At 73.6% G+C, this 20028-nt stretch carries 14 protein-coding genes; 9 read left to right on the plus strand and 5 right to left on the minus strand.

Going from position 1 to position 20028, the window contains the following annotated elements; all coding sequences use genetic code 11:
* Nucleotides 1-27: 27 nt before the first annotated feature.
* The 6 genes from AC3RKA_RS04265 to AC3RKA_RS04290 are packed head-to-tail and all read left to right on the plus strand — an operon-like array spanning nucleotide 28 to nucleotide 7785.
* Nucleotides 28-1338, plus strand: coding sequence for a nucleotide sugar dehydrogenase (locus AC3RKA_RS04265; RefSeq protein WP_060775010.1), 1311 nt, complete (start codon nucleotides 28-30; stop codon nucleotides 1336-1338).
* Entirely contained in the window at nucleotides 1335-1958 is a 624-nt protein-coding gene (locus tag AC3RKA_RS04270; protein ID WP_060775009.1) for an acyltransferase, read from the plus strand. Before AC3RKA_RS04265 ends, AC3RKA_RS04270 begins: the two co-directional genes overlap by 4 nt.
* On the plus strand, nucleotides 1951-3054 hold the full coding sequence (locus tag AC3RKA_RS04275; RefSeq protein WP_060775008.1) for a DegT/DnrJ/EryC1/StrS family aminotransferase: 1104 nt from the start codon (nucleotides 1951-1953) through the stop codon (nucleotides 3052-3054). The genes AC3RKA_RS04270 and AC3RKA_RS04275 overlap by 8 nt, the downstream gene beginning before the upstream one ends.
* Nucleotides 3051-4037, plus strand: coding sequence for a Gfo/Idh/MocA family protein (locus AC3RKA_RS04280; protein ID WP_060775007.1), 987 nt, complete (start codon nucleotides 3051-3053; stop codon nucleotides 4035-4037). The genes AC3RKA_RS04275 and AC3RKA_RS04280 overlap by 4 nt, the downstream gene beginning before the upstream one ends.
* Nucleotides 4034-5656 carry a glycosyltransferase family 4 protein gene (locus AC3RKA_RS04285; protein ID WP_230955735.1) on the plus strand — a complete coding sequence of 541 codons (1623 nt, stop codon included), beginning with the start codon at nucleotides 4034-4036 and terminating at the stop codon, nucleotides 5654-5656. The genes AC3RKA_RS04280 and AC3RKA_RS04285 overlap by 4 nt, the downstream gene beginning before the upstream one ends.
* The gene (locus AC3RKA_RS04290) at nucleotides 5653-7785 is read left to right on the plus strand and encodes a hypothetical protein (RefSeq protein ID WP_489727539.1); all 2133 of its coding nucleotides are present in this window, start codon (nucleotides 5653-5655) and stop codon (nucleotides 7783-7785) included. Before AC3RKA_RS04285 ends, AC3RKA_RS04290 begins: the two co-directional genes overlap by 4 nt.
* A gap of 55 nt (nucleotides 7786-7840) precedes the next feature.
* On the opposite strand, the gene AC3RKA_RS04295 is transcribed toward AC3RKA_RS04290, so the two are convergent.
* Genes AC3RKA_RS04295 through AC3RKA_RS04310 form a run of 4 tightly spaced genes read right to left on the minus strand, consistent with a single transcriptional unit; the run spans nucleotide 7841 to nucleotide 13999 of the window.
* Complete coding sequence (locus AC3RKA_RS04295; RefSeq protein ID WP_489727540.1) at nucleotides 7841-10426, minus strand: glycosyltransferase family 4 protein; 2586 nt, start codon at nucleotides 10424-10426, stop codon at nucleotides 7841-7843.
* A gap of 20 nt (nucleotides 10427-10446) precedes the next feature.
* Nucleotides 10447-12243, minus strand: a complete 1797-nt coding sequence (locus AC3RKA_RS04300) for a glycosyltransferase family 4 protein (RefSeq protein ID WP_489727541.1) — start codon at nucleotides 12241-12243, stop codon at nucleotides 10447-10449.
* A complete protein-coding gene (locus tag AC3RKA_RS04305) occupies nucleotides 12240-13115 on the minus strand; it encodes an ABC transporter ATP-binding protein (RefSeq protein ID WP_060775589.1) in 876 nt (291 codons plus the stop codon). The genes AC3RKA_RS04300 and AC3RKA_RS04305 overlap by 4 nt, the downstream gene beginning before the upstream one ends.
* Complete coding sequence (locus tag AC3RKA_RS04310) at nucleotides 13112-13999, minus strand: ABC transporter permease (protein ID WP_002856362.1); 888 nt, start codon at nucleotides 13997-13999, stop codon at nucleotides 13112-13114. The genes AC3RKA_RS04305 and AC3RKA_RS04310 overlap by 4 nt, the downstream gene beginning before the upstream one ends.
* Before the next feature lie 177 nt (nucleotides 14000-14176).
* On the opposite strand from AC3RKA_RS04310, the gene wecB reads away from it, so the two are divergent.
* Complete coding sequence (wecB, locus tag AC3RKA_RS04315; protein WP_060775590.1) at nucleotides 14177-15322, plus strand: non-hydrolyzing UDP-N-acetylglucosamine 2-epimerase; 1146 nt, start codon at nucleotides 14177-14179, stop codon at nucleotides 15320-15322.
* A gap of 88 nt (nucleotides 15323-15410) precedes the next feature.
* Here the strand turns inward: wecB and AC3RKA_RS04320 are convergent, their stop codons facing one another.
* Nucleotides 15411-16715: an MFS transporter gene (locus AC3RKA_RS04320; protein WP_060775591.1), complete on the minus strand. Its 1305-nt coding sequence runs from the start codon at nucleotides 16713-16715 to the stop codon at nucleotides 15411-15413.
* 230 nt (nucleotides 16716-16945) lie between these two features.
* Between AC3RKA_RS04320 and AC3RKA_RS04325 the strand changes: the two genes are divergently transcribed.
* Both AC3RKA_RS04325 and ftsY read left to right on the plus strand, forming a co-directional pair.
* Nucleotides 16946-18751: an alginate lyase family protein gene (locus AC3RKA_RS04325; RefSeq protein ID WP_489727542.1), complete on the plus strand. Its 1806-nt coding sequence runs from the start codon at nucleotides 16946-16948 to the stop codon at nucleotides 18749-18751.
* 47 nt (nucleotides 18752-18798) lie between these two features.
* On the plus strand, nucleotides 18799-20007 hold the full coding sequence (gene ftsY / locus AC3RKA_RS04330) for a signal recognition particle-docking protein FtsY (RefSeq protein WP_489727543.1): 1209 nt from the start codon (nucleotides 18799-18801) through the stop codon (nucleotides 20005-20007).
* Nucleotides 20008-20028: the final 21 nt, after the last annotated feature.

Here is a 20028-nt window from a genome sequence, read left to right on the forward strand (position 1 = left end):
CGCGCACGGAAGGAAGACTGGACCCGCATGAAGATCGCCGTCGTCGCCCTGGGCAAGATCGGCCTGCCGCTGGCCGTGCAGTTCGCGAGCAAGGGACACGAGGTGGTCGGCGTGGACGTCAACGCCTCCGTCGTGGACCTCGTCAACGCGGGGACCGAGCCCTTCCCGGGCGAGGCCCACCTCCAGGAGAAGCTCTCCTCCGCGGTGGCCGACGGCCGCCTGCGCGCCACCACCGACTACGGCGACGCCGTCCCGGGGGCCGACGCCGTCGTGCTCGTCGTGCCGCTCTTCGTGGACGACGAGGCCCGCCCCGACTTCGGCTGGATGGACGGCGCCACCACCGAGCTGGCGAAGCACCTGACCCCGGGCACCCTCGTCTCCTACGAGACCACGCTGCCCGTGGGCACCACCCGCACCCGGTGGAAGCCGATGCTGGAGGAGGGCTCGGGCCTGACCGAGGGGGAGGACTTCCACCTCGTGTTCTCCCCGGAGCGCGTGCTCACCGGCCGCGTGTTCGAGGACCTGCGCCGCTACCCCAAGCTGATCGGCGGCCTGACCCCGGCCGGCGCCGAGCGCGCCCGCGAGTTCTACGAGGCCGTGCTGGACTTCGACGAGCGGCCTGACTTGTCCCGTCCCAACGGCGTGTGGGACCTCGGCACCGCGGAGGCCTCCGAGATGGCCAAGCTCGCGGAGACCACCTACCGCGACGTCAACATCGGCCTGGCGAACGAGTTCGCCCGCTACGCCGGCGCGAACGGCATCGACATCTACCAGGTGATCGAGGCCTCCAACTCGCAGCCGTACAGCCACATCCACCGCCCGGGCATCGCCGTGGGCGGCCACTGCATCCCGGTCTACCCGCGCCTGTACCTGTGGAACGACCCGGCCGCGGACATCGTCCGCACCGCGCGCGCCGTGAACGCCTCGATGCCGGACTTCGCCGTGGACCTGCTCGCCCAGGCCCACGGCGACCTCGCCGGTCAGCGCGTCGTCGTGCTGGGCGCCGCCTACCGCGGCGGCGTGAAGGAGACCGCGTTCTCCGGTGTGTTCGCCACTGTGGGCGCCCTGCGCACCCGCGGCGCCGAGGTCACCGTGGACGACCCGATGTACACGGACGAGGAGCTCACCGCGCTGGGCTTCACCCCGCACACCGCGGGCGCCGAGGTCGACGCCGCCATCCTGCAGACGGACCACGCCGAGTACCGCGCCCTCACCCCGGCCGACCTGCCGGGCGTGCGCACCTTCGTGGACGGCCGCAACGTCACCGACGCCGACGCCTGGGCGGGCGTGACCCGTCGGGTCATCGGCCTGCCGCAGGACGCCGAGGCCGCCCGGTGAGCGGGAACGTCTTCACCGCCGCCTCGGCCGACGTGGCCGAGGACGCCGTCCTCGGCGCCGGCACCAAGGTCTGGCACCTCGCGCAGGTCCGTGAGCAGGCCCGCCTCGGCGAACGCTGCATCGTCGGTCGCGCGGCCTACATCGGCACCGGGGTGGAGCTCGGCGACGACTGCAAGGTCCAGAACCTCGCCCTCGTCTACGAGCCGGCCCGTCTGGGCCGCGGCGTGTTCATCGGACCCGGCGTCGTCCTGACCAACGACACCTACCCCCGCGCAGTGAACCCGGACCTGTCCCAGAAGTCCGGGGACGACTGGGACGCCGTGGGCGTGGACATCGGCGACGGCGCCGCGATCGGCGCGCGGTCGGTGTGCGTGGCGCCGGTGCGCATCGGCGCGTGGGCCCTGGTGGCGGCCGGCTCGGTGGTCACCCGCGACGTGCCGGACTTCGGCCTCGTGGCCGGGGTGCCCGCGAAGCGCATCGGCTGGGTCGGCCGGACAGGCCGCCGGCTGGAGGAGAGGGACGGCGTCTGGGTGTGCCCGGACACCGGGGAGACGTTCATCGAGCGGGACGGCGCGCTGCGCCCGGCCGGGCCCGCGCAGGAGGAGGAGAACCATGGCTGAGTTCATCCCGGCGGCGAAGCCGCTCATCGGCGACGAGGAGCGTGAGGCGGTGGACCGCGTCCTGCGCTCCGGCATGGTGGCGCAGGGCCCCGAGGTCGCGGCCTTCGAGGAGGAGTTCGGTGCCGCGATGGTGGACGGCCGGGCCTGCGTGGCCGTCAACTCCGGCACCTCCGGCCTGCACCTGGGCCTGCTGGCCGCGGGCATCGGCCCCGGCGACGAGGTCATCGTGCCCGCCTTCACCTTCGCGGCGACCGGCAACGCCGTCGCCCTGACGGGTGCGACCCCGGTCTTCGCGGACGTGGACCTGCAGACGTACACCCTCGACCCCCAGGACGTGCGCGCCAAGGTGACGGAGCGGACCGCCGCCGTCATGCCGGTGCACCTGTACGGCCACCCGGCCCGCATGGACGAGCTCGAGGCGATCTGCCGCGAGCACGGCCTCCAGCTGTTCGAGGACGCGGCGCAGGCGCACGGCGCCCGCTGGAAGGGGCGCCCCGTGGGCACCTTCGGGGTGTGGGGCATGTTCAGCCTCTACCCGACCAAGAACATGACCTCGGGCGAGGGCGGCATGGTCTCCGTGGGGGAGGAGGACGTCGCCCGTCGCCTGCGCCTGCTGCGCAACCAGGGCATGGAGGTCCAGTACCGCAATGAGCTCGTGGGCTTCAACAACCGCATGACGGACATCCACGCGGCCATCGGCCGGGTGCAGCTGACCAAGGTCGGCGCGTGGACCCGGCGCCGGCAGGAGATCGCCGCCCGCTTCGACGCCGAGCTGCGCGGGGTCACCGTGCCGACGGTGCTCGGGGGCGCCGAGCATGTGTACCACCAGTACACGGTCCGCCTGCCCGAGGAGCTGGCCGGGAAGCGGGCGGACGTGCTCGCCCGTCTGAAGGACGAGTTCGGGGTCGGCACGGGTGTCTACTACCCGGTGCCCACCAACGAGCTGCCCTCCTTCGGCGTCGAGGCGGACCTGCCGAACACCCGCGTGGCCGCGTCCACCGTGTTCTCCATCCCGGTCCACCCGTCCCTGACAGACGCGGACGTCACGCGCGTCGTCGAGGCCGTCAACACCGCGGTGGCGGAGGCCGCCGCATGAGCGTGCTGCGCACCGGACTGATCGGCCTGGGCATGATGGGCCGCCACCACGCCCGCGTGATGCGCTCCATCGAGGGCACCGAGCTGGTCGCCGTCGCCGACGCGATGGGTGATCCGCACGGCGTGGCGGGGGACCTGCCCCTCTACGACTCGGTCCAGGGGCTCATCGACCACGGCGTGGACGCCGTCATGTGCGCGGTCCCGACCGGCCTGCACGAGGAGGTCGGCATGGCCCTGGCCGAGGCCGGCGTGCACGTGATGGTCGAGAAGCCCATCGCGCACAGCACCGAGGCCGGCACCCGCCTGGTCCGCGCCTTCGACGAGGCCGGCCTCGTCGGCGCCGTGGGCCACATCGAGCGCTTCAACCCCGCCCTCCAGGAGATGCGCCGCCGGATCCGGGCCGGCGAGCTGGGCCGGGTCCTGCAGATCACGACCGTGCGCCAGGGCGGCTTCCCCGCCCGCATCGCCGACGTCGGGGTCGTCAAGGACCTCGGCACGCACGACATCGACCTGACCGCGTGGCTGGCGGACAGCCCGTTCACGCGCGTGGCCGCGGAGACCATGACCAACTCCGGCCGCGAGCACGAGGACATGGTGGTCGCCAGCGGCCGCCTCGAGTGCGGGGTCATCACGAGCCATGTGGTGAACTGGCTCTCGCCGGTGAAGATCCGCCAGACCGTCGTCACCGGCGAGCTCGGCGCGTTCGTGGCGGACACCGTGCACGCGGACCTGACCTTCCAGGCCAACGGGTCGGTCCGCACCCGCTGGGAAGCGCTGTCCGCGTTCCGCGGCGTCTCCGAGGGGGACGTCACCCGCCTGGCGATCGAGAAGCCCGAGCCGCTGCACACCGAGCACGAGGCGTTCCGCGACGCGATCCTCGGAGTCCGGCAGGAGCACGTGTCCATGGCGGAGGGGCTCGACACGCTGCGCGTGGCCGAGGCGATGATCGCGTCGGCCCGCACGGGCGAGAGCGTCAGGCTGTGAGCGCAGGGGACTGGCGACGACGCGCCCGTCGGGCCGTGCGCGCGGCGGCCCGACGGGCGCGAGCCCTGCCCGAGCCCGGGCCTCGCGTGCTGCGCGCGGTGTTCGACACCCTCCCACAGGACTCGGACGCCGTGCGTCGGCTCCGGGTGGCGGCCGCCCCGCCCCGTCGGCGCCGCACGTCGCCTCCCCGCCCCGCCGCGCCCGCGGCCGCCCATGACGACACCCCGGGCTATCGCGGCTACCTGCACCTCGCCGACGTCGGGGACACCTACACCGCGCAAGAGGCAGCGACGCTGCTGCAGCTCGAGAACGCCGCGCTCAAGCGGCGCCTGTTCGCGGAGCCGGTGCCCCCGCTGCCCCCCACGGGCCACGAGGACGAGGACCTGGCCGCCGCGCCGAGGCGGGTCGCCGACCACCTCGCACGGGCGGACGCCGCCGCCGCCCAGCTCGGCGCCGACGCGCCGCGACACCTGGTCGTGGTGGGCGTGTACCCCACCCTCGAGAACCCCTACGGCAACGGCTTCGTGCACCGCCGGGTCAAGTACTTCCAGGCCGCCGGCGTCCGCGTCGACGTCGCGGTGATCGACCGGTCCGCCGAACCCCGCTCCTACGAGTACGACGGCGTCCACGTGCTGGTGGGCCGGGGAGCGGAGGCGGCCGAGCTGCTGCGCACGCGGCACTACGAGTCCGTGGCGGCCCACTTCCTCGTCCGCTCCCTCTGGGAGCCGATCCAGGACGCGCTGGCCGGGCACCGCTTCTTCGTGTTCATGCACGGCTTCGAGTCGCGCCGCTGGATCCGGACCGTGCGCAACCACCGGACCCAGGGGCAGGTGGACGACGCGATCGTCGACACCCTGGAACGCCAGCGCTTCTGGCGCGAGGTGCTCGACCACCCGCACGGCCCCGAGCGGTTCGTCTTCGTCTCGCGCTGGTGGCGCCGGGCGGCTCAGGAGGACATGGAGCTCGTCTTTCCGGGGCAACGCACGGCGATCGTGCACAACGTGATCGACACGGACCTGTTCCGCTTCGTGCCCAAGGACCCCGAGCAGCGCTTCCGCGTGCTGTGGGTCCGCTCCGCGGCGAACCTCAACTACGGCGCGGACCTCGCCGTCCGGGCCCTCGAGCGCCTGCGGGACACGCCCCTGTGGGACCGCATGCAGGTCACCGTCATCGGCGACGGCAAGTACTTCGGCCTCTTCGAGGCGGCCTTCGCGGACGACGCGAACGTCACGGTGGAGCGACGCTTCGCCGTCCAGGAGGAGATCGCGGCCCTGCACCGGGAGCACGGCGTGTTCCTGGTGCCCACCCGACTCGACTCCCAGGGCGTCTCGCGGGACGAGGCGATGGCCTCCGGGCTCGTGCCCGTGACCAACGACGCCGGCGCCGTCCGGGAGTTCGTGGACGAGGACTGCGCGATGATCGCCGGCGTGGAGGACGTGGCCGGGCTGGCCGACGGCCTGCGACGGCTCATGGAGGACCCGGACCTGTTCCTGCGGATGTCCCAGGCCGCGGCAGCCCGGGTCCGCGCCCAGACCTCGCCGGAGCACACCGTGGACCAGGAGATGGCGTTGATGGGTCTGGCGGCGGGCCCGGGCGGGCGAGGGGAGGAGAACGCATGAGCACCGTGCTGCTGCTGACGACCGGCACGGGCCCGGCGGAGGGGCTGCTGCTGCAGGATCTGCGGGACAGCGGCCACGTGGTCGACGTCCTCGACGTCGCCTCCCACGCCTGGTTGCGCCGGCGGCCCGGTCTCGCCCCGGCCCCCCTCTACCCGTGGACCGGCACCCACGCCCTGCGCGCCGCCGGCGCCCAGATCGCGCGCGAGATGCGCCGGATCACGGCCGCGGGCGCCTACGACGCGATCCTCGCCTCCGGGCTCGGCGCCGCGGGCTTCGCCGCCCGGCATGTGGAGGAGGAGTTCATCCCCCTGCTCCGCCGCGGCGACCTGGACTTCTCCGCGGCACGACGGCACGCCGAGGAGGACTTCGCAGCCCTGACGCGGGCGGTCGACCGGCTGTTCCTGGCCGACGAGTGGGAGTTCGACAAGGCCCTGTCCAAGGGCTCGCGCAGCGCCCACCTCCGGCATCCGCGCGTCGGCCTCGCGCCGCAGACGCTGGCGCCGCTCGCGGCGGAGGCCGAGACGCCGCGCGTCGTCGTCCTCCATCCGGAACACGTCGACGCCGATCGCCTCGCCGCGCAGATGGAGGCGCTCCAGACCGCGGTGGACACGGTGCCGGGCGCCTCGCTCCGCAGCCTCTCCGCTTCCGCCCTCTACCGCACCCGCGACCTCGCCGCAGGACGCGCGTTCGACGCGGTGGCGGCGACCCGGCTCGGCGGCGCCACGCACGTGGTCCTTGTGGGCTCGTCGCGCGACCACGCGGCCGTCGGTGAACTCCTGGTCGGCACCGGCTTCGCGGAACGGCTGGTGGTGGAGGACACCATCGGCTCGGGCGCGTGGGCCGCGGGCCATCCGGGCGTGCGGACGGGGCGCGGGCTGCGCCTCGTCACGGAGCTCGCCGCGGCCCTGCACGGGGGGCCCGAGCCTCACTCCGCCGTCGACACCGTCGACGGCGGCACCACCGACCTGCTGTCTGCCTACCGCGCCGCGATGACCGGTCGCGTGGACCGGACGTTCGAGGACCTCGCCGTGCTCCGGCACGACGGCCCGCTGGACGTGTTCTTCTCCACCTCGCCGCTCGAGGACCGCACCGACGGGGCCCGTCCCCAGCGGGTGCGCAACATGAACGACGCCCTCTCCGAGCCCGCCGCGGCGCTGCGGCTCTCCTCCGTCCCGGGTGTCTTCGACCGGCGGCTCCGGGTCCTGGACGAGGCGCTCGCCGCCGGCCGTCCCCTCGGACTCCTCTACGGCGAGAATTCGACGTCGCCGATCCCGGTCGGCCGGGTGACCTCCGCACTCGCGGACGTCACGGCCCGCTTCTCGGCCGGAGGCGGCACGAGCGTCTGGTTCGTGCGTGACCTGCACTGGCTGGACGAGATCGACGGGTACCTCGAGGATGCCGACGCGCGGCGCGACGTCCAGGAGCGTGGGCTCGCCGAGCTCGATGCGATGGCGGCGGCCGCGGACCGGCTGGCGGCTCCGTCTGCGGAGTCCGGGGCGGGCTTCGACGCCCTGCTGGCCCGCCACGGCCGCGGGCCCGTGGACTGGCTGCCGCTGCCGCCGGCCGTGTCCCCGGCGAACACCGTCCCCGCCGACGCTCCGGCGATCGGCGAGGAGGGCGTCACCCTGCTGTACGCCGGAGGCGTGGGCGGGATCTACGGCCTGGGCCAGTACCTCACCGCCGTCGGGACGCTCGACCCGCAGGTGCGACTCGACTTCGTCGTGCGCGCGGGGGAGCGTTCCGTGTTGGAGGACTTGCTGGCCGAGCACGGCCTGGCGGACCGGCCCGGGCTGCGGATCACCACGGTCCCGCTCGAGTGGTACGTCCCCGCGACGCGGACCGTGGTGGGCGTGGTGCTGCTGGGCGGCGAGTACGCCCGGTTCAGCTTCCCCTACAAGACCATGTCCCTGATCGAGCGCGGCTACCCCGTGCTCTGCTTCGCGGACATGGGGATCGCGGACTTCCTCGAGCGCAACCGCGTGGGGCTCGGCGTCGCGCGCTCCTCGGAGGCGATCCGCGCCGGCATCGCCGCGCTCGTGCGGGGCGGGGCGCCCGGCATGGCCGAGGCCCAGCGCACGCAGTCCTGGGCCGCCCGGGTGGCCACCGCCCGGGCATCGGCCGAGGACTGAGTCCCGGCCCCACCGGGGGCGCCCATCCGGCGACCCGGGAGGGGCCCGCCGCAGATCACACCGCGGCGGGCTCGTCCCTCGTCTCCGCAGGGCTGAGCAGGGCCTGCAGCCGCACCAGCACGGCTTCGGGCGCGTGCAGCCGTGCGTGGTGCTCGCGCGCCCGCTCCCGCCGTTCCCGCGCGGCCGCCGACGTCTCCTCCAGCAGGCCCAGCACCGTGGCGAGGAGCGTGGCGTCGTCGACCTCGGTCACCGGTGGGGCGCACTCGTCCGGCGTGGCAGCCACCGGCGGCCCGGCGACCACAGCGCTGCCCGCGGCCAGGGCCTGCAGGGCCGCGATCTCCAGTTCTCCCGTGTGCAGCGGGGCCACGACGACGTCGCCGTGGAACGCGTCGGGTCGACGGCGGAACCGGGGACCCGACGGGGCCTCGACCGGGATCCCGCGTGCGGTGAGTTCCGCGAGCAGCTCGTCCACGGCCGCCGATTCGGCCGAGGTGCGGTCCCCGGGCAGGATGAGCACGGTGCGGGGGGCGGACGCGCCGTCATGGCTGGGTCCCCGGTCCGTCGGCGTCGGGATCGGTGCCGGCAGCCAGAGCACGCCCGGCGTCAGCAGCGCCTCCACGCGCCGGTGGGAGAGCACGGGGACTCCGGCGGCCAGGGCGGCCTGGAACGGGCGGCCCTGACGCCGGATGCGGCGGTCCAGCGCCCCCCGCGCGTCCGGGTCCAGTCCTCCCCAGGGGTGGCCGGGGACGGCCGTCAGCCGCCGGTCGACGCCGGCCAGGATCCGCTCGCCGGCCACGAGGGCGACCTGGCGTCCGCGAGCCCGGAGGGAGAGCAGTTCATGGACGGGGGACTGCTCGGCCCGGCCCCACAGCGGTCCCTCGCCCCCGGTGAGGACCGTGCCGTGGGCACGGTCGTCCGTGACCCAGTCCTGCAGGACGCCCCAGACCGCCTCGGGGCCGCCCACGGCGAGGCCGCGGCCCTCGGGGACCTCCCGTGGCGGCCGCTGCGTCGCGGGGCCGGCGTCGGCGGGCCAGGCGTCCAGGAGGGGTCGGACCGTGGGCGGGTCGCCCACGACCAGGAGTCCGCGGGGCCGGGGATCGCGCGCAGGGTCCGGGGCGATCTCCACGGGCGGCGGCGCGGCGGGCGTGGGCACGAGACGCCGCCAGAGGCCGTGCAGCGCCCGCTCGGCGGCCTCCCACCCGTGGCGGGCGGTGATCTCCGGGGAGCGCGCGGCCGCGGTCAGCTCGGTCCGTCGCGCCAGGAGGTCGCGCACCGCCCGGGCGAGGTCCGCCGCGTCCCCGGGGGCGAACACGGTCCCCACCCCCTGCTCCCGGACGAAACGGGCCTGCTCGCGCAGGTCGGACACGATCAGCGGCAGACCCGCCAGCAGGCATTCACGCAGCTTGGTGGCCACCGCGCTCTCGTGGGCCGGGGTGGGGAGCAGAGGGCTCACGCCCGCGGTGGCGGAGGAGACGTACCACGTCACGGAGGCCGAGGGCACGTAGTCGACGATGTGCATCCGGTCGGCGACGTCGAGCTGGGCTGCCCGGTCGCGCAGGCCCTGCCGGGCGCCGGGGTCGGGGGAGCCCACGAACGCGACGTGGACGCCGGGCAGCAGCGGCAGGGCGTCCACCAGCGTGCCCACGCCGCGGACCTCGGCCAGCTTGCCGACGTAGACGAGCAGCGGGACGTCGTCGGACAGGCCCAGCTCGGTGCGCAGGGGCAGGCGCTCGGCCGGGTCCATCGGGACCTGCGTGCCCCACGGCCCGTTGATCACCGTCACGGGGCGTTCCGGCAGGGCGTGGTACTCGCGCATCCGGTCGGCCAGTCCGTCCGTGACGGCGACGACGGCGTCGGCCTCGTGGATCAGCTCGGCCTCGGCCGCCTTCCACGCGATGCGCTGGTCCACGGGCCCGGGCATCATCTGGCCGGGCAGCCACTCGTGGGCGTCGTAGACCCACGGCACCGGCGACAGCCCGCGCGCGGCGCGGTAGCGGTCGTAGGCGGCCGCGGCGGGGAGGGGATGGCGGTCGTGCACGTGGACGAGGTCCGGCGCGAGGTCGATCAGGGCACGCAGGAAGCCGTCCTCATAGTCCGCGATCAGGGGCCAGACTTCGCGCCAGGCGCCGGTCCGCCCGGCGGCGAAGTTCTTCAGCGCGCGCCGCCCCCGCGTTGCGGCCGGGCCTCGGCGGCCCCTCGCCGGGGCGAGGCGGTCCAGGCGACGGGCGGCCCGGCCGAGTCGGCCGCGGGCCCCGTCGGGCAGGGCGTGGGGCGACAGCCCGCGCACCACGGCCTGGGGCAGGCCCGCCCCAGCCTCGTGGGCGAGGTCCCAGGCGGTCATCGCCGCGGCCTCCTCGGGGTCCAGCACGGCGGACCAGTCCGTCGCGTCCGGCCGAGCGGTCCCGTGCAGGGTCTGCCACGCCAGGTGCCGCCGGAACGTCACGGGCACGCGCAGGAGGGGCACGGACCCGTACCGGCCGAGATTGAACGTGGTGCGGTGCGAGACGCCCACCACGACGACCTCGTAGCCGGCGCGCACCGCAGAGACCGCGGCCTTCTCCACGCGTGAGTCTCCGACGACCTGGTTCCCCACCAGCATCGCCATCCGGGGTCGGCGGGGGGCGGGCGTGGCGACGGGCATGGGGCTCCTTCTCAGCAGGGTCAGGTGGCGGCGCCCCCCAGGATCCGACGGACCAGCCGAGGCACGACGTCCTCCTCAGCATAGGTGTGCGCCACGTCTCGCCGGGCCTGGGCCACGGCGGACCGCCAGGCCCGCGCGTCGGCCGTGGCCCGGCGAAGGGCGTCGGCCATGGCGGCCACATCCGGGCTCAGCCACGCAGCGGGGTAGAGCAGGTCGGCGCCCGCCCACGCGAGCGCGGCCGGCAGACAGCCGTGCGCGGCGCCGTCGGGCAGCGTGAAGTGGAACGACTCGAAGTCCGAGACGGAGAGCGCGACGCCCACCCGGGCGTACCACGCGGGCATGTCCGGCCCGTGGGGGTCCCAGGTCACGGCGCTGGCGAGGAGCGGGTCGGTCTCGATGCGGCGCAGCTGCGCCCGGTAGTAGGCCGCCGCCGTGGGGCGCTGCGCCATCCAGCCGACCTCCTCCGGGTGGTGGCCGCGGATCCGGAGCGTGTGGCGGGGCTCGACCCGCCGGAGCGTGGCCAGCAGGTCGAGGGCGCGGTGCAGTCCCTTCCGCTCGGGCAGCACGCCGACCAGCCCGAGCACGAAGCGCCGCTCGTCGTCGCCGTCCGGGAGCGTGGGCGGCACGGCCACCGCGTTCGGCACCACCGAGGTCCGCGTGGCCGGGAAGCGGGTGTCCCGCAGCACCTGGGCGCGCACGTGCTCGGCCACGAACACCCACTCGTCCAGGGCATCCTGACGCACCCGGGACGGGAACGCGGTGCCCGCCTCCTGCAGGTGGAGCCTGCTGGTCAACCGCGTGGTGCGGTGCGGGGAGTCCAGGTGCCGGGAGTACCAGGCGAGATTGCCGAGGCTCCATTCGCAGTGCACCACGTCCGCCCACGCGGCCAGGGCGCGGCTGCGCTCGACGTCGTGGCGGGCATGACCGCGCCAGGCGTCCACGCGCACCTCGTGCCCGTCGGCGCGCAGCCGGTCCATCAGCGCGCCCGCGAACTTCAGGTCGTGGCCCGCGACGACGACGCGGCGCGGCTCCGCGGTCACCCGCACCCGGGGTGCCGGTGCGGCGGGTGGGCCGCCGTCCTCGGCGGGCGTGAGCGAGTCCAGGCGCGCCGCCCGGCCGGCGGCGGCCAGGCGCTCCCACGTCTCGGCTGCCCGGTCCGGTCCGATCACGGCGCGGCCCGCGCGTGCGGCCACGCGGGCGAGCGCGGGGTCCAGCCGGGTCCCCTCCGGGGCGAGGACCGCGTCGACGACCCCCAGCGCGGCCAGGAACCGCGCCCGGCCGGCTGCCGTCGCCGGGTCCGGGCACGCGACGAGGACCACCCCGGGGAGGCGGGCTCCGGCGGTGCGCAGGGCGGCGATCAGGGCCCCGCGGGAGGCAGGGTCAGTCACCAGCACCGTGTGCAGGCCGGGCGTGCCGGGGGGCGTCTCCAGGTCCGTGCAGCGCCGGGCGGCCAGCTCGGCGGCCGCCTCGACGGACCACCCGCCTGCCGCCGGCCCGGCCACCGGCAGGAGCAGGGCAGCCGGCGCATCGGCCGGCCGGGGGCCGAGGGGGGAGAACGCGTCGAGGGAGGGGACGCGCCCACCCGTCAGGGCGCGGCGCAGCGCCGCCGCCGCCGGGAGCGGGAGCGCGGCCGCCGCGTCCGGCACGTGCACGTCCGCCGCACGCCAGGTGCGCTCCAGGAGGGTGGCCGCGCCCCGAGCGCCGCGCGCCGCACGGAGGGCCGAGGTGCCGGCGTCGCCGGCCGTGACGACCGCCCGCTCGCCCACGACGCGGGCCCGGCCCGCCCAGCGACGCAGCCGCGCCCCGGCCACGTTCACAGCGCGGTGATCCCGGTGGGCCGCTCGCCGCCGGTCCACGCGATGCGCTCCCGCACGAGCTCTGACTGCTTGCGCTCGAGGATCTCCTGGGCCTCCTCGGTGCGCCCCTGGGCCATGGCCCGGGCGTAGAGGTTGTAGCCGCGCGTCACCGCGCGAGGGCTGCCGTCCATCGTCAGGACGCCCCGCTCGATCCAGATCACGCGCTGGCACATCTCCTGGATGGTGCTGAGGGAGTGGCTGACCAGGAACACGCAGCCGGCCTGCTCGCGCAGCTCGTCGAGCCGCTGGCGCGTGCGCTCGCGGAACTGGGCGTCGCCCGTGTTGAGCGCCTCGTCGATCACGAGGATGTCCGGGTCCACCGAGGTGGCGATCGCGAACTGCAGGCGCGCGGCCATGCCCGAGGAATACGCCTTGAGCGGCAGCTGGAGCGCGTGGTCGTCGAGGCCGGACAGGGCGACGACGGCGTCCCGCTTGGCCTCCGCCTCCGCGCGGGACATCCCCATCGCCAGACAGCCCAGACGGATGTTGTCCTCACCGGAGACCTGGCGGACGAGTGCGGCGTTGACGCCCAGCATCACGGGCGTGGAGGTCGCGTAGATGTGGCCGGTGGTCGGGCGCATCTGGCCCGTGATGAGCTTCATCAGGGTGGACTTGCCGGACCCGTTCGTGCCGATCACGCCCACGGACTCGCCGCGTCCCACCACGAACGACAGCGGCTGCAGCGCCTGGACCTCCGTGGTGCGCACGCCCCGGGCGGCGCGGACCCGGCCCCGCAGGCCCCGGCGGGGCTGGACCGCTTCGGCCGAGAGGACGCGGTAGGTCATGGACGCCTCGTCGACGACGACGGAGGGGGTCAGCGGCTCCGCGCTCATCGTTCCTCCCCGTAGGTCTCCTCGGCACGCCAGAACACCACGGTCCCCACCAGGAGCAGGGCCGCCGCCCACGCTGCGAGGACGATCCACCGCATCGGGTCGGCGTCGGAGGCGTACAGCAGGGACTGACGCGCGATGTCCAGGACGCAGTACAGGGGGTTCAGATGCATGGCGGTCATCAGCGGCGGGATGTTCGCGAAGCGGTCGGCGCTGAAGAACACGGCGGAGATGTAGAGCCAGATCCGGGTGCCGAACGCGATGAGGTTGGACAGGTCGGACCAGCGGGCCACGTAGCGGGCCAGCAGGAGGGAGGCGCCGACGTTGAACAGCGTCTGCAGCGCCAGCAGCGGGATCAGCAGCAGCCAGCGCCACGTGATCTGCTCCATCGGCGGGATGGCGAGGACCAGCAGCAGCATCACCACCAGCGTCGGGCCGAAGAGCATCAGCTCTCGGATGTTCGTCGCGATCGGCAGGGTGGCCCGCGGGAAGCGGAAGGCGCGGACGATGGAGAGGTTGGTCGAGATCGACCGCGACCCCGCCGTGATCGCACTCGAGGTGTAGCGGAACAGGAACACGCCGATGATCAGGTAGCCGAGGAAGTTCGGCACGCCGCGGCCGGTGCCGAGCAGCAGCCCGAACACGAGGAAGTACGCCGCACCGTCGAGGATCGGGTTGAGGACCATCCAGACGCGGCCGAGCGCGTTGACGGAGTTCGCCCCGGCGATCCGGGAGCGGGAGTCGAACAGGATGAACGAGCGGTACTCCCAGAGGGAGGCCAGGTAGCGCGCCAGGCCCGGGCGGGCGCCCACTCGGCGCAGGCTGGCTCCGTCCACGGTCAGGACCGCGGTGCCGCTCGGGACGCGGGGGTCGCCGGTGTCTGACATGCCGTCGCGGCCTCTCTTCATGCAGGCGGGAAGGCGGGCCGGGGCGGCCCGCCGCGAGTCGTCACTCTAGCAACCGGCGGTGCGGCGGCGCCGTCAGTAGACTGGCGCCAGCTCGCGCCCGCGTCGAGCCTGATCGAGCCGCGGCCGCGGTCCGTCGTCCAGTCAAGAGGAGCAACTGTGCCCAAGGTCATGCCCATCTACGGAACCCGCCCGGAGGCCATCAAGGTGGCCCCCATCGTCAAGGCGCTGCAGGCTGACAAGCGGTTCGAGTGCGTGGTGACCGTCACGGGGCAGCACCGCGAGATGCTGGACCAGGTCAACGAGCTGTTCGGCATCGTCCCGGACCATGACCTGAACATCATCCAGCCCCGCCAGACCCTCAACGGCGTGTTCGCCCGCACCCTCGACGGGCTCGACGCCGTCCTCGAGCAGGAGCGACCGGACGCCGTCGTCGTCCAGGGCGACACGACGACCTCGACGGCGGGCGCCGTCGCCGCCTTCAACCGCGGCATCCCCGTGGTGCACGCCGAGGCGGGCCTGCGCAGCTTCGACATCCTCTCCCCGTTCCCGGAGGAGGCCAACCGCAAGATCACCAGCCAGATCTCGGCGCTGCACCTGCCCCCGACCACCGTGAGCCGGGACAACCTGCTGCGTGAGGCCGTGGCCGCGGAGGACGTGTACGTCACGGGCAACACCGTGATCGACGCGCTGCTGGAGGCCGTCGGCCACCAGGTGCCGTTCGAGGACGAGCGTCTGGCCGAGCTGGAGGCGTCCGGCCGTCGCGTCGTCCTGGTGACCACCCACCGGCGCGAGAACCAGGGCGACGCGATGCGCGGCGTCGGGCGCGCCCTGGCCCGCCTGGCCGCGGACCACCCGGAGGTCACCTTCGTCCTGCCGGCGCATCGCAACCCGGTGGTGCGCGAGGCGATCCTGCCGGAGATCGAGGGCCGCGAGAACGTGCTCGTGACCGAGCCCCTGGCCTACGGCGAGTTCACCCACCTGCTGTCCGTGGCCACCGTCGTGCTGACGGACTCCGGCGGCGTCCAGGAGGAGGCCCCGTCCCTGGGCAAGCCCGTCCTCGTGATGCGCGAGAACACCGAGCGTCCCGAGGCCGTGACCGCCGGCACCGTGCGTCTGATCGGCACGGACGAGGAGGTCGTGGTCACCGAGGTCACCCGCCTGCTGACGGATGAGGCCGCGTACACCGCGATGTCCCAGGCGGTGAACCCCTACGGCGACGGCCGCGCGGCCGAGCGCACGGTCTCGGCGATCGCCGAGCTGCTCGGCGTGGGCGAGCGGCTGCCGGCCTTCGACGGCGCCTGAGCCGCACCGCACCTCGGACGGGGACACCCCGTCGAGGCCACGAGGCCGCCGTCCCCGCGGGGACGGCGGCCTCGTGCGTGCCCCGACTTCACCCGTCCTCGCGCGGGGTCACCCGGGCGTCCTCCGGGCGGACCAGCGGCAGGGACCCGGTGCGGGGACCGCCGGGCACGATCGGCACGTTGGTCTCCGGGGCGCGCCACCACGCGAGGGCACCGAGCAGGATGACGCCGCCGGTGAGCGCGAACGCCCACCCATAGCCGGCCGTGTCCACCACGAGGCCGGCCAGCAGCGGGCCGGAGATGGCGCCCAGGTCCGCGGACATCTGGGCGGTGGACATCACAGCGCCGGAGCGCCGCCCCTGGCCCACGACGTCGGCGATGGCCGCCTGCTGCGGGGCGTTCAGGGTGCCCGTGCCCGCGCCGGCCAGCAGGCACGCGAGCAGGAAGAGCACGGGCGAGCTCATCCAGCCGATGACCCCGGTGGTGACGGCCATGACGAGCAGGCCCGTCAGGATCAGCGGACGGCGCCCGTGCACGTCGGACAGCCGCGAGCTGAATGTCACAGCGGTGACGTTGCCGAGGGCGAACACGGACAGGGCCAGGCCCGCCATGAGCGCGCCGTCCACCTGCCAGCCCAGCAGCCCCGTGCCGGCGAACGCGGTGGCCGCGAACAGGGGCATCACCGAGTTGCGCACCCCGAACGTCGCCCAGCCGTTGGCGAAGAAGGAGACCAGCGCGGCCCGGTAGGACGGGTTGGACAGGGCCTCCCGGACCGGCATGGCGGGGCGGACGTCGCGGACGGCGCGGTCCGCGAGCCGGGTGTCCTTGAGCAGGAAGAACACGAGGGCCGCTGCCACCACCAGGGAGCTGCCGTAGATGAGGAACGGAGCCCGGTACCCGAACACGGACAGGGCGGAGCCCACGATCGGACCCACGATGTTGCCGATCAGGAACGCGGACGCGTAGGCGCCCGAGATCCGGCCGCGCATCGTGGGCGGGGACTTGCGGGCCAGGAACGCCATGGCGGACACGGTGAAGAGGGTGGAGCCGACGCCGCCGAGGGCCCGGAAGAGGAGCAGCTGCGGGAAGGTCTGTGCGAAGGCCACCAGGAACATGGACGCGGCCACGATCAGCACGCCCGTCATGTACACGGGCGTCTCGCCGAGCCGGTTCGTCAGCCTGCCGGAGACCGGGGCGAACAGGAGGCGGGTCAGCCCGAACACGGACACGACGGCGGCCACCCCGACGGCGGACGCGTCGAACGTCGCCGCGTACTGCGGCAGCAGCGGGGCGATGATGCCGAAGCCGATCGCGATGATGAACGCGGCGGCGACGAGGACCTTAATCTCACGGGGCAGGGGGACCCGCGAGGAGCGGGCGGACGACGACGGCATGACCGCCATCCTTGCACGGCGCCGGGTGTGCGGCCCGGGGCGACGTCCGCCAAGCCCCGTGGGACACTGGTGAGATGGACCACCGGTCTTCCTCCGGCCGTCGTCGCCGGATGCTTCGCGCCTGCGCTGGCGTGCTGGCCGCTGCTGTCGGGTTGGCGGGCTGTACACCGCAACCTGCCGCGGCGCCCGGCGACGAGCCCGGGGATCCTCCCCAGACAGCTGGCCACCCCATGACCGCAGTCGAACGCGCAAGCCTCTATCCGTGTCGAGCCTATGGGCAGCTCCAGAGATTCAACACGGTGGAGACCAATGCGCGGGACGTCTACGGGTGGCGCCAGTTCGATCCCGTCGCGGTGGGTGACGGATCGGGTGACATCGACTGGGATAGAGATCCTTACCAGGACGAGGGCTGGCGTCTGTGGCTGTCTTCTCTCAAGTGGATCGGGCCCAGTATCGAAGCCGGGCGTGAAGGCGACGAGGAAGCCCTCGGTGTCGCTGAGCGCGTCATACGCGATTGGCGGGCTGACCACGAAGGCGGATGGGGCGGCGACCACGATGATGCGGAAGCCAACCATCATCGCATGGGCGTCCTCCTCTGCTTCCGGGAAGTGGTCGCCGACCGCGCAGCACGTTCTGCTGAACTCGCCGAGGACGGCAGTCTGCCGGAGGAGTATGCCTGGCTGGATGATCTGATCGGCCAGCACGCGGCGCAGAACATGGCGCGCTACTCACGGCGGCACAATCACGGGTCGATGGAGAACCTGGCGCTTCTGGGTGCCGGGTGCGTTCTGGGCCGACCGGACTGGATGGAGCATGCCATGGAGCGCGCCGAAGGTGATATCCCCTTCCAGGTGGACGACCAGGGTCTCAGCAACGAAGCAGCGCCGCATTACGCGCAGTTCAACTATGTTCTCTTCCAAGACATTGATGAGACGGCAGCCGACTGCGGGGTCGAATCGGGCGCTTTCGAGGATGCGGTGAGAGAAATGGGCCAAGCCCTTCCTCATATGGTTGATTCGACGGGCTCCTACTGGCAATACGGGGACAGCGCGGAGTTCCCTGTCAAACCATTCGACGGCATGAGCGATGAACTGCGCTACGCGGCCACCAACGGGGCGGAGGGCGTCGCGCCTGCTGAGCGTGTCCGTGCCTTTGACTCCGGCCCTGTATTCGGCCGGTCATCCTGGGGAACTCCCGGAGACGGCTTCGCGGACGCCGCCGCATGGATGCTGCGCACGGGCACGGGGCGGGAGACGAAGTCCCACCGCGGTGATCTGATGCAGTTCCTGTACACGGCTCGCGGTCGCCAGATCGTCGAAGACGGGGGACATCCCGGCATCGTCGAGGACAGCTGGCGACCGTGGGGTCTGGGGCCGACTGCGCACAACGTGATCCACATTCCGACGCTCGACGAGTACCCGGGCGCGGGTCCCGCCGAGCGGGGTGATGTGTGGGTGTCGTCGGATGGCTCTGCCGACGGTGCGACGGCGCGCCAGAAGCTGGAAGTCGGCGGGGAGCGGGCCCGTTCTGTTCTCGTGCTCACCGCCCCGGACGCCGCCGTCATCGTCGATCGCACCCGCATCCTCGACGGCCGGACGGACCATGTGGTCGAGACGCTGTGGAATCTTCCGGCGGAGTTCTCGGCAGAGAGGGTCTCAGAGGACACCGTCCGGGCGGTGGACGCAGACTCCGGCGAATCGACGACCCTGGTGCAGGTGCGCCTGGACGGTGAGCCGGTGTCGCGCGGCGGTGTGCACCTGCGACGGGGTGAGACCGACGTCGAGGGCGGCCACGCCCACCACGGATGGCACTACCCCGCAGAGCAGGAGCGGGAGGAAGCGACGCAGGTCGCGTTCCGTTCGACCGGAGCCGAGTCCGCGATCGTGAGTGTGCTCGTCCCGGCCGCCGCGGGCGACGCCGTGAGGGTGGACAGTGAGAGCGCCCCGGACGGCTCCGTCATCCTCACGATCCGGAGCGAGGATGGGCACGCCCGCGTCGCGGTGCAGCAGGACGGCACCCTCTCCCGCCTGACGTGAACGGTGCGGCCCGGGGCGGGCGACGGCCCGTGTGACAGACTGGGCCCGTGGAAATCGTGCTCATAGTCTCAGTCGTGGCCGCCCTGCTGCTGGGCGGCGTGCTCGTCGGCCTGCTGGACCGCCGCCCCGCCCCGCCGAAGGGCTCGTACCAGGAAGTGCGGGACGCGGACGACCCGCGCCCGAGCCCGCGGCACGCGGCCCCGTCGGGCTCCACCGCCGTCCTGGAACGCCCCGAGGTCGACGAGGCGCCGGCCGTCGTCGCCGAGCCGGAGCCCGCCGTCGTCGAGGAGGTGGAGACCGCCCCGGCGAAGCCCGAGTACGAGCGGCCCGAGGCCGCCGGCTCGCGCCTGGCCCGCCTGCGGGCTCGCCTACTCAAGTCCAACAACGTCTTCGGCAAGGGCCTGCTGGCGCTGCTGTCCCAGGACCGCATCGACGACGACGTGTGGGACGAGATCGAGGAGACGCTGCTGATGGCGGACCTCGGCACCGAGCCCACCCTGGAGCTCGTCGACCGTCTCAAGGCCCGCGTCACGGTCGAGGGCACGCGTGACCCCGAGCAGGTGCGCACCCTGCTGCGCGAGGAACTCGTGGCGATGGTGGACCCCTCGATGGATCGCCGTCTCGCCGCGACCCGCAGGGGCGACCGCCCCGCCGTGACCATGGTCGTGGGCGTCAACGGTGTCGGCAAGACCACCACCGTGGGCAAGCTCGCCCGTGTGCTCGTGGCGGAGGACCGCACCGTCATGCTCGGCGCCGCGGACACCTTCCGCGCCGCCGCCGCCGAGCAGCTCGCCACATGGGGTGCCCGCGTGGGCGTCGAGACCGTCCGCTCCGAGAAGGAGGGCGCCGACCCGGCGTCCGTCGCCTTCGAGGCCGTGGAGCACGGCATCGCCGAGGGCGTCGACGTCGTGCTGGTGGACACCGCGGGCCGCCTGCAGAACAAGGCCAACCTCATGGACGAGCTCGGCAAGATCAAGCGCGTCATCGAGAAGCAGGCCGAGGTGGACGAGGTCCTGCTCGTCCTCGACGCCACCACCGGCCAGAACGGCCTGACCCAGGCGAAGGTGTTCGCCGAGGTCGTGGACGTCACCGGCATCGTGCTGACCAAGCTGGACGGCACCGCCAAGGGCGGCATCGTGATCGCCATCCAGCGCCAGCTTGGCGTGCCCGTCAAGCTGATCGGCCTCGGCGAGGGCCCCGACGACCTCGCACCGTTCACCGCGGAGGGCTTCGTGGACGCGCTGCTGGCCGACTGACGTCCCGCACCCCGGTCCAGG

The sequence above is a fragment of the Micrococcus sp. iso_229 genome, assembly GCF_058072725.1.

Bases quoted from the DNA above. Each gene is read 5' to 3' on its own strand.
- AC3RKA_RS04310 (WP_002856362.1), bottom strand. From the start codon at position 13,999: ATGTCAGACACCGGCGACCCCCGCGTCCCGAGCGGCACCGCGGTCCTG.
- AC3RKA_RS04305 (WP_060775589.1), bottom strand. From the start codon at position 13,115: ATGAGCGCGGAGCCGCTGACCCCCTCCGTCGTCGTCGACGAGGCGTCC.
- AC3RKA_RS04325 (WP_489727542.1), top strand. From the start codon at position 16,946: ATGACCGCAGTCGAACGCGCAAGCCTCTATCCGTGTCGAGCCTATGGG.
- AC3RKA_RS04275 (WP_060775008.1), top strand. From the start codon at position 1,951: ATGGCTGAGTTCATCCCGGCGGCGAAGCCGCTCATCGGCGACGAGGAG.
- AC3RKA_RS04290 (WP_489727539.1), top strand. From the start codon at position 5,653: ATGAGCACCGTGCTGCTGCTGACGACCGGCACGGGCCCGGCGGAGGGG.
- AC3RKA_RS04320 (WP_060775591.1), bottom strand. From the start codon at position 16,715: ATGCCGTCGTCGTCCGCCCGCTCCTCGCGGGTCCCCCTGCCCCGTGAG.
- AC3RKA_RS04295 (WP_489727540.1), bottom strand. From the start codon at position 10,426: ATGCCCGTCGCCACGCCCGCCCCCCGCCGACCCCGGATGGCGATGCTG.
- AC3RKA_RS04280 (WP_060775007.1), top strand. From the start codon at position 3,051: ATGAGCGTGCTGCGCACCGGACTGATCGGCCTGGGCATGATGGGCCGC.
- AC3RKA_RS04265 (WP_060775010.1), top strand. From the start codon at position 28: ATGAAGATCGCCGTCGTCGCCCTGGGCAAGATCGGCCTGCCGCTGGCC.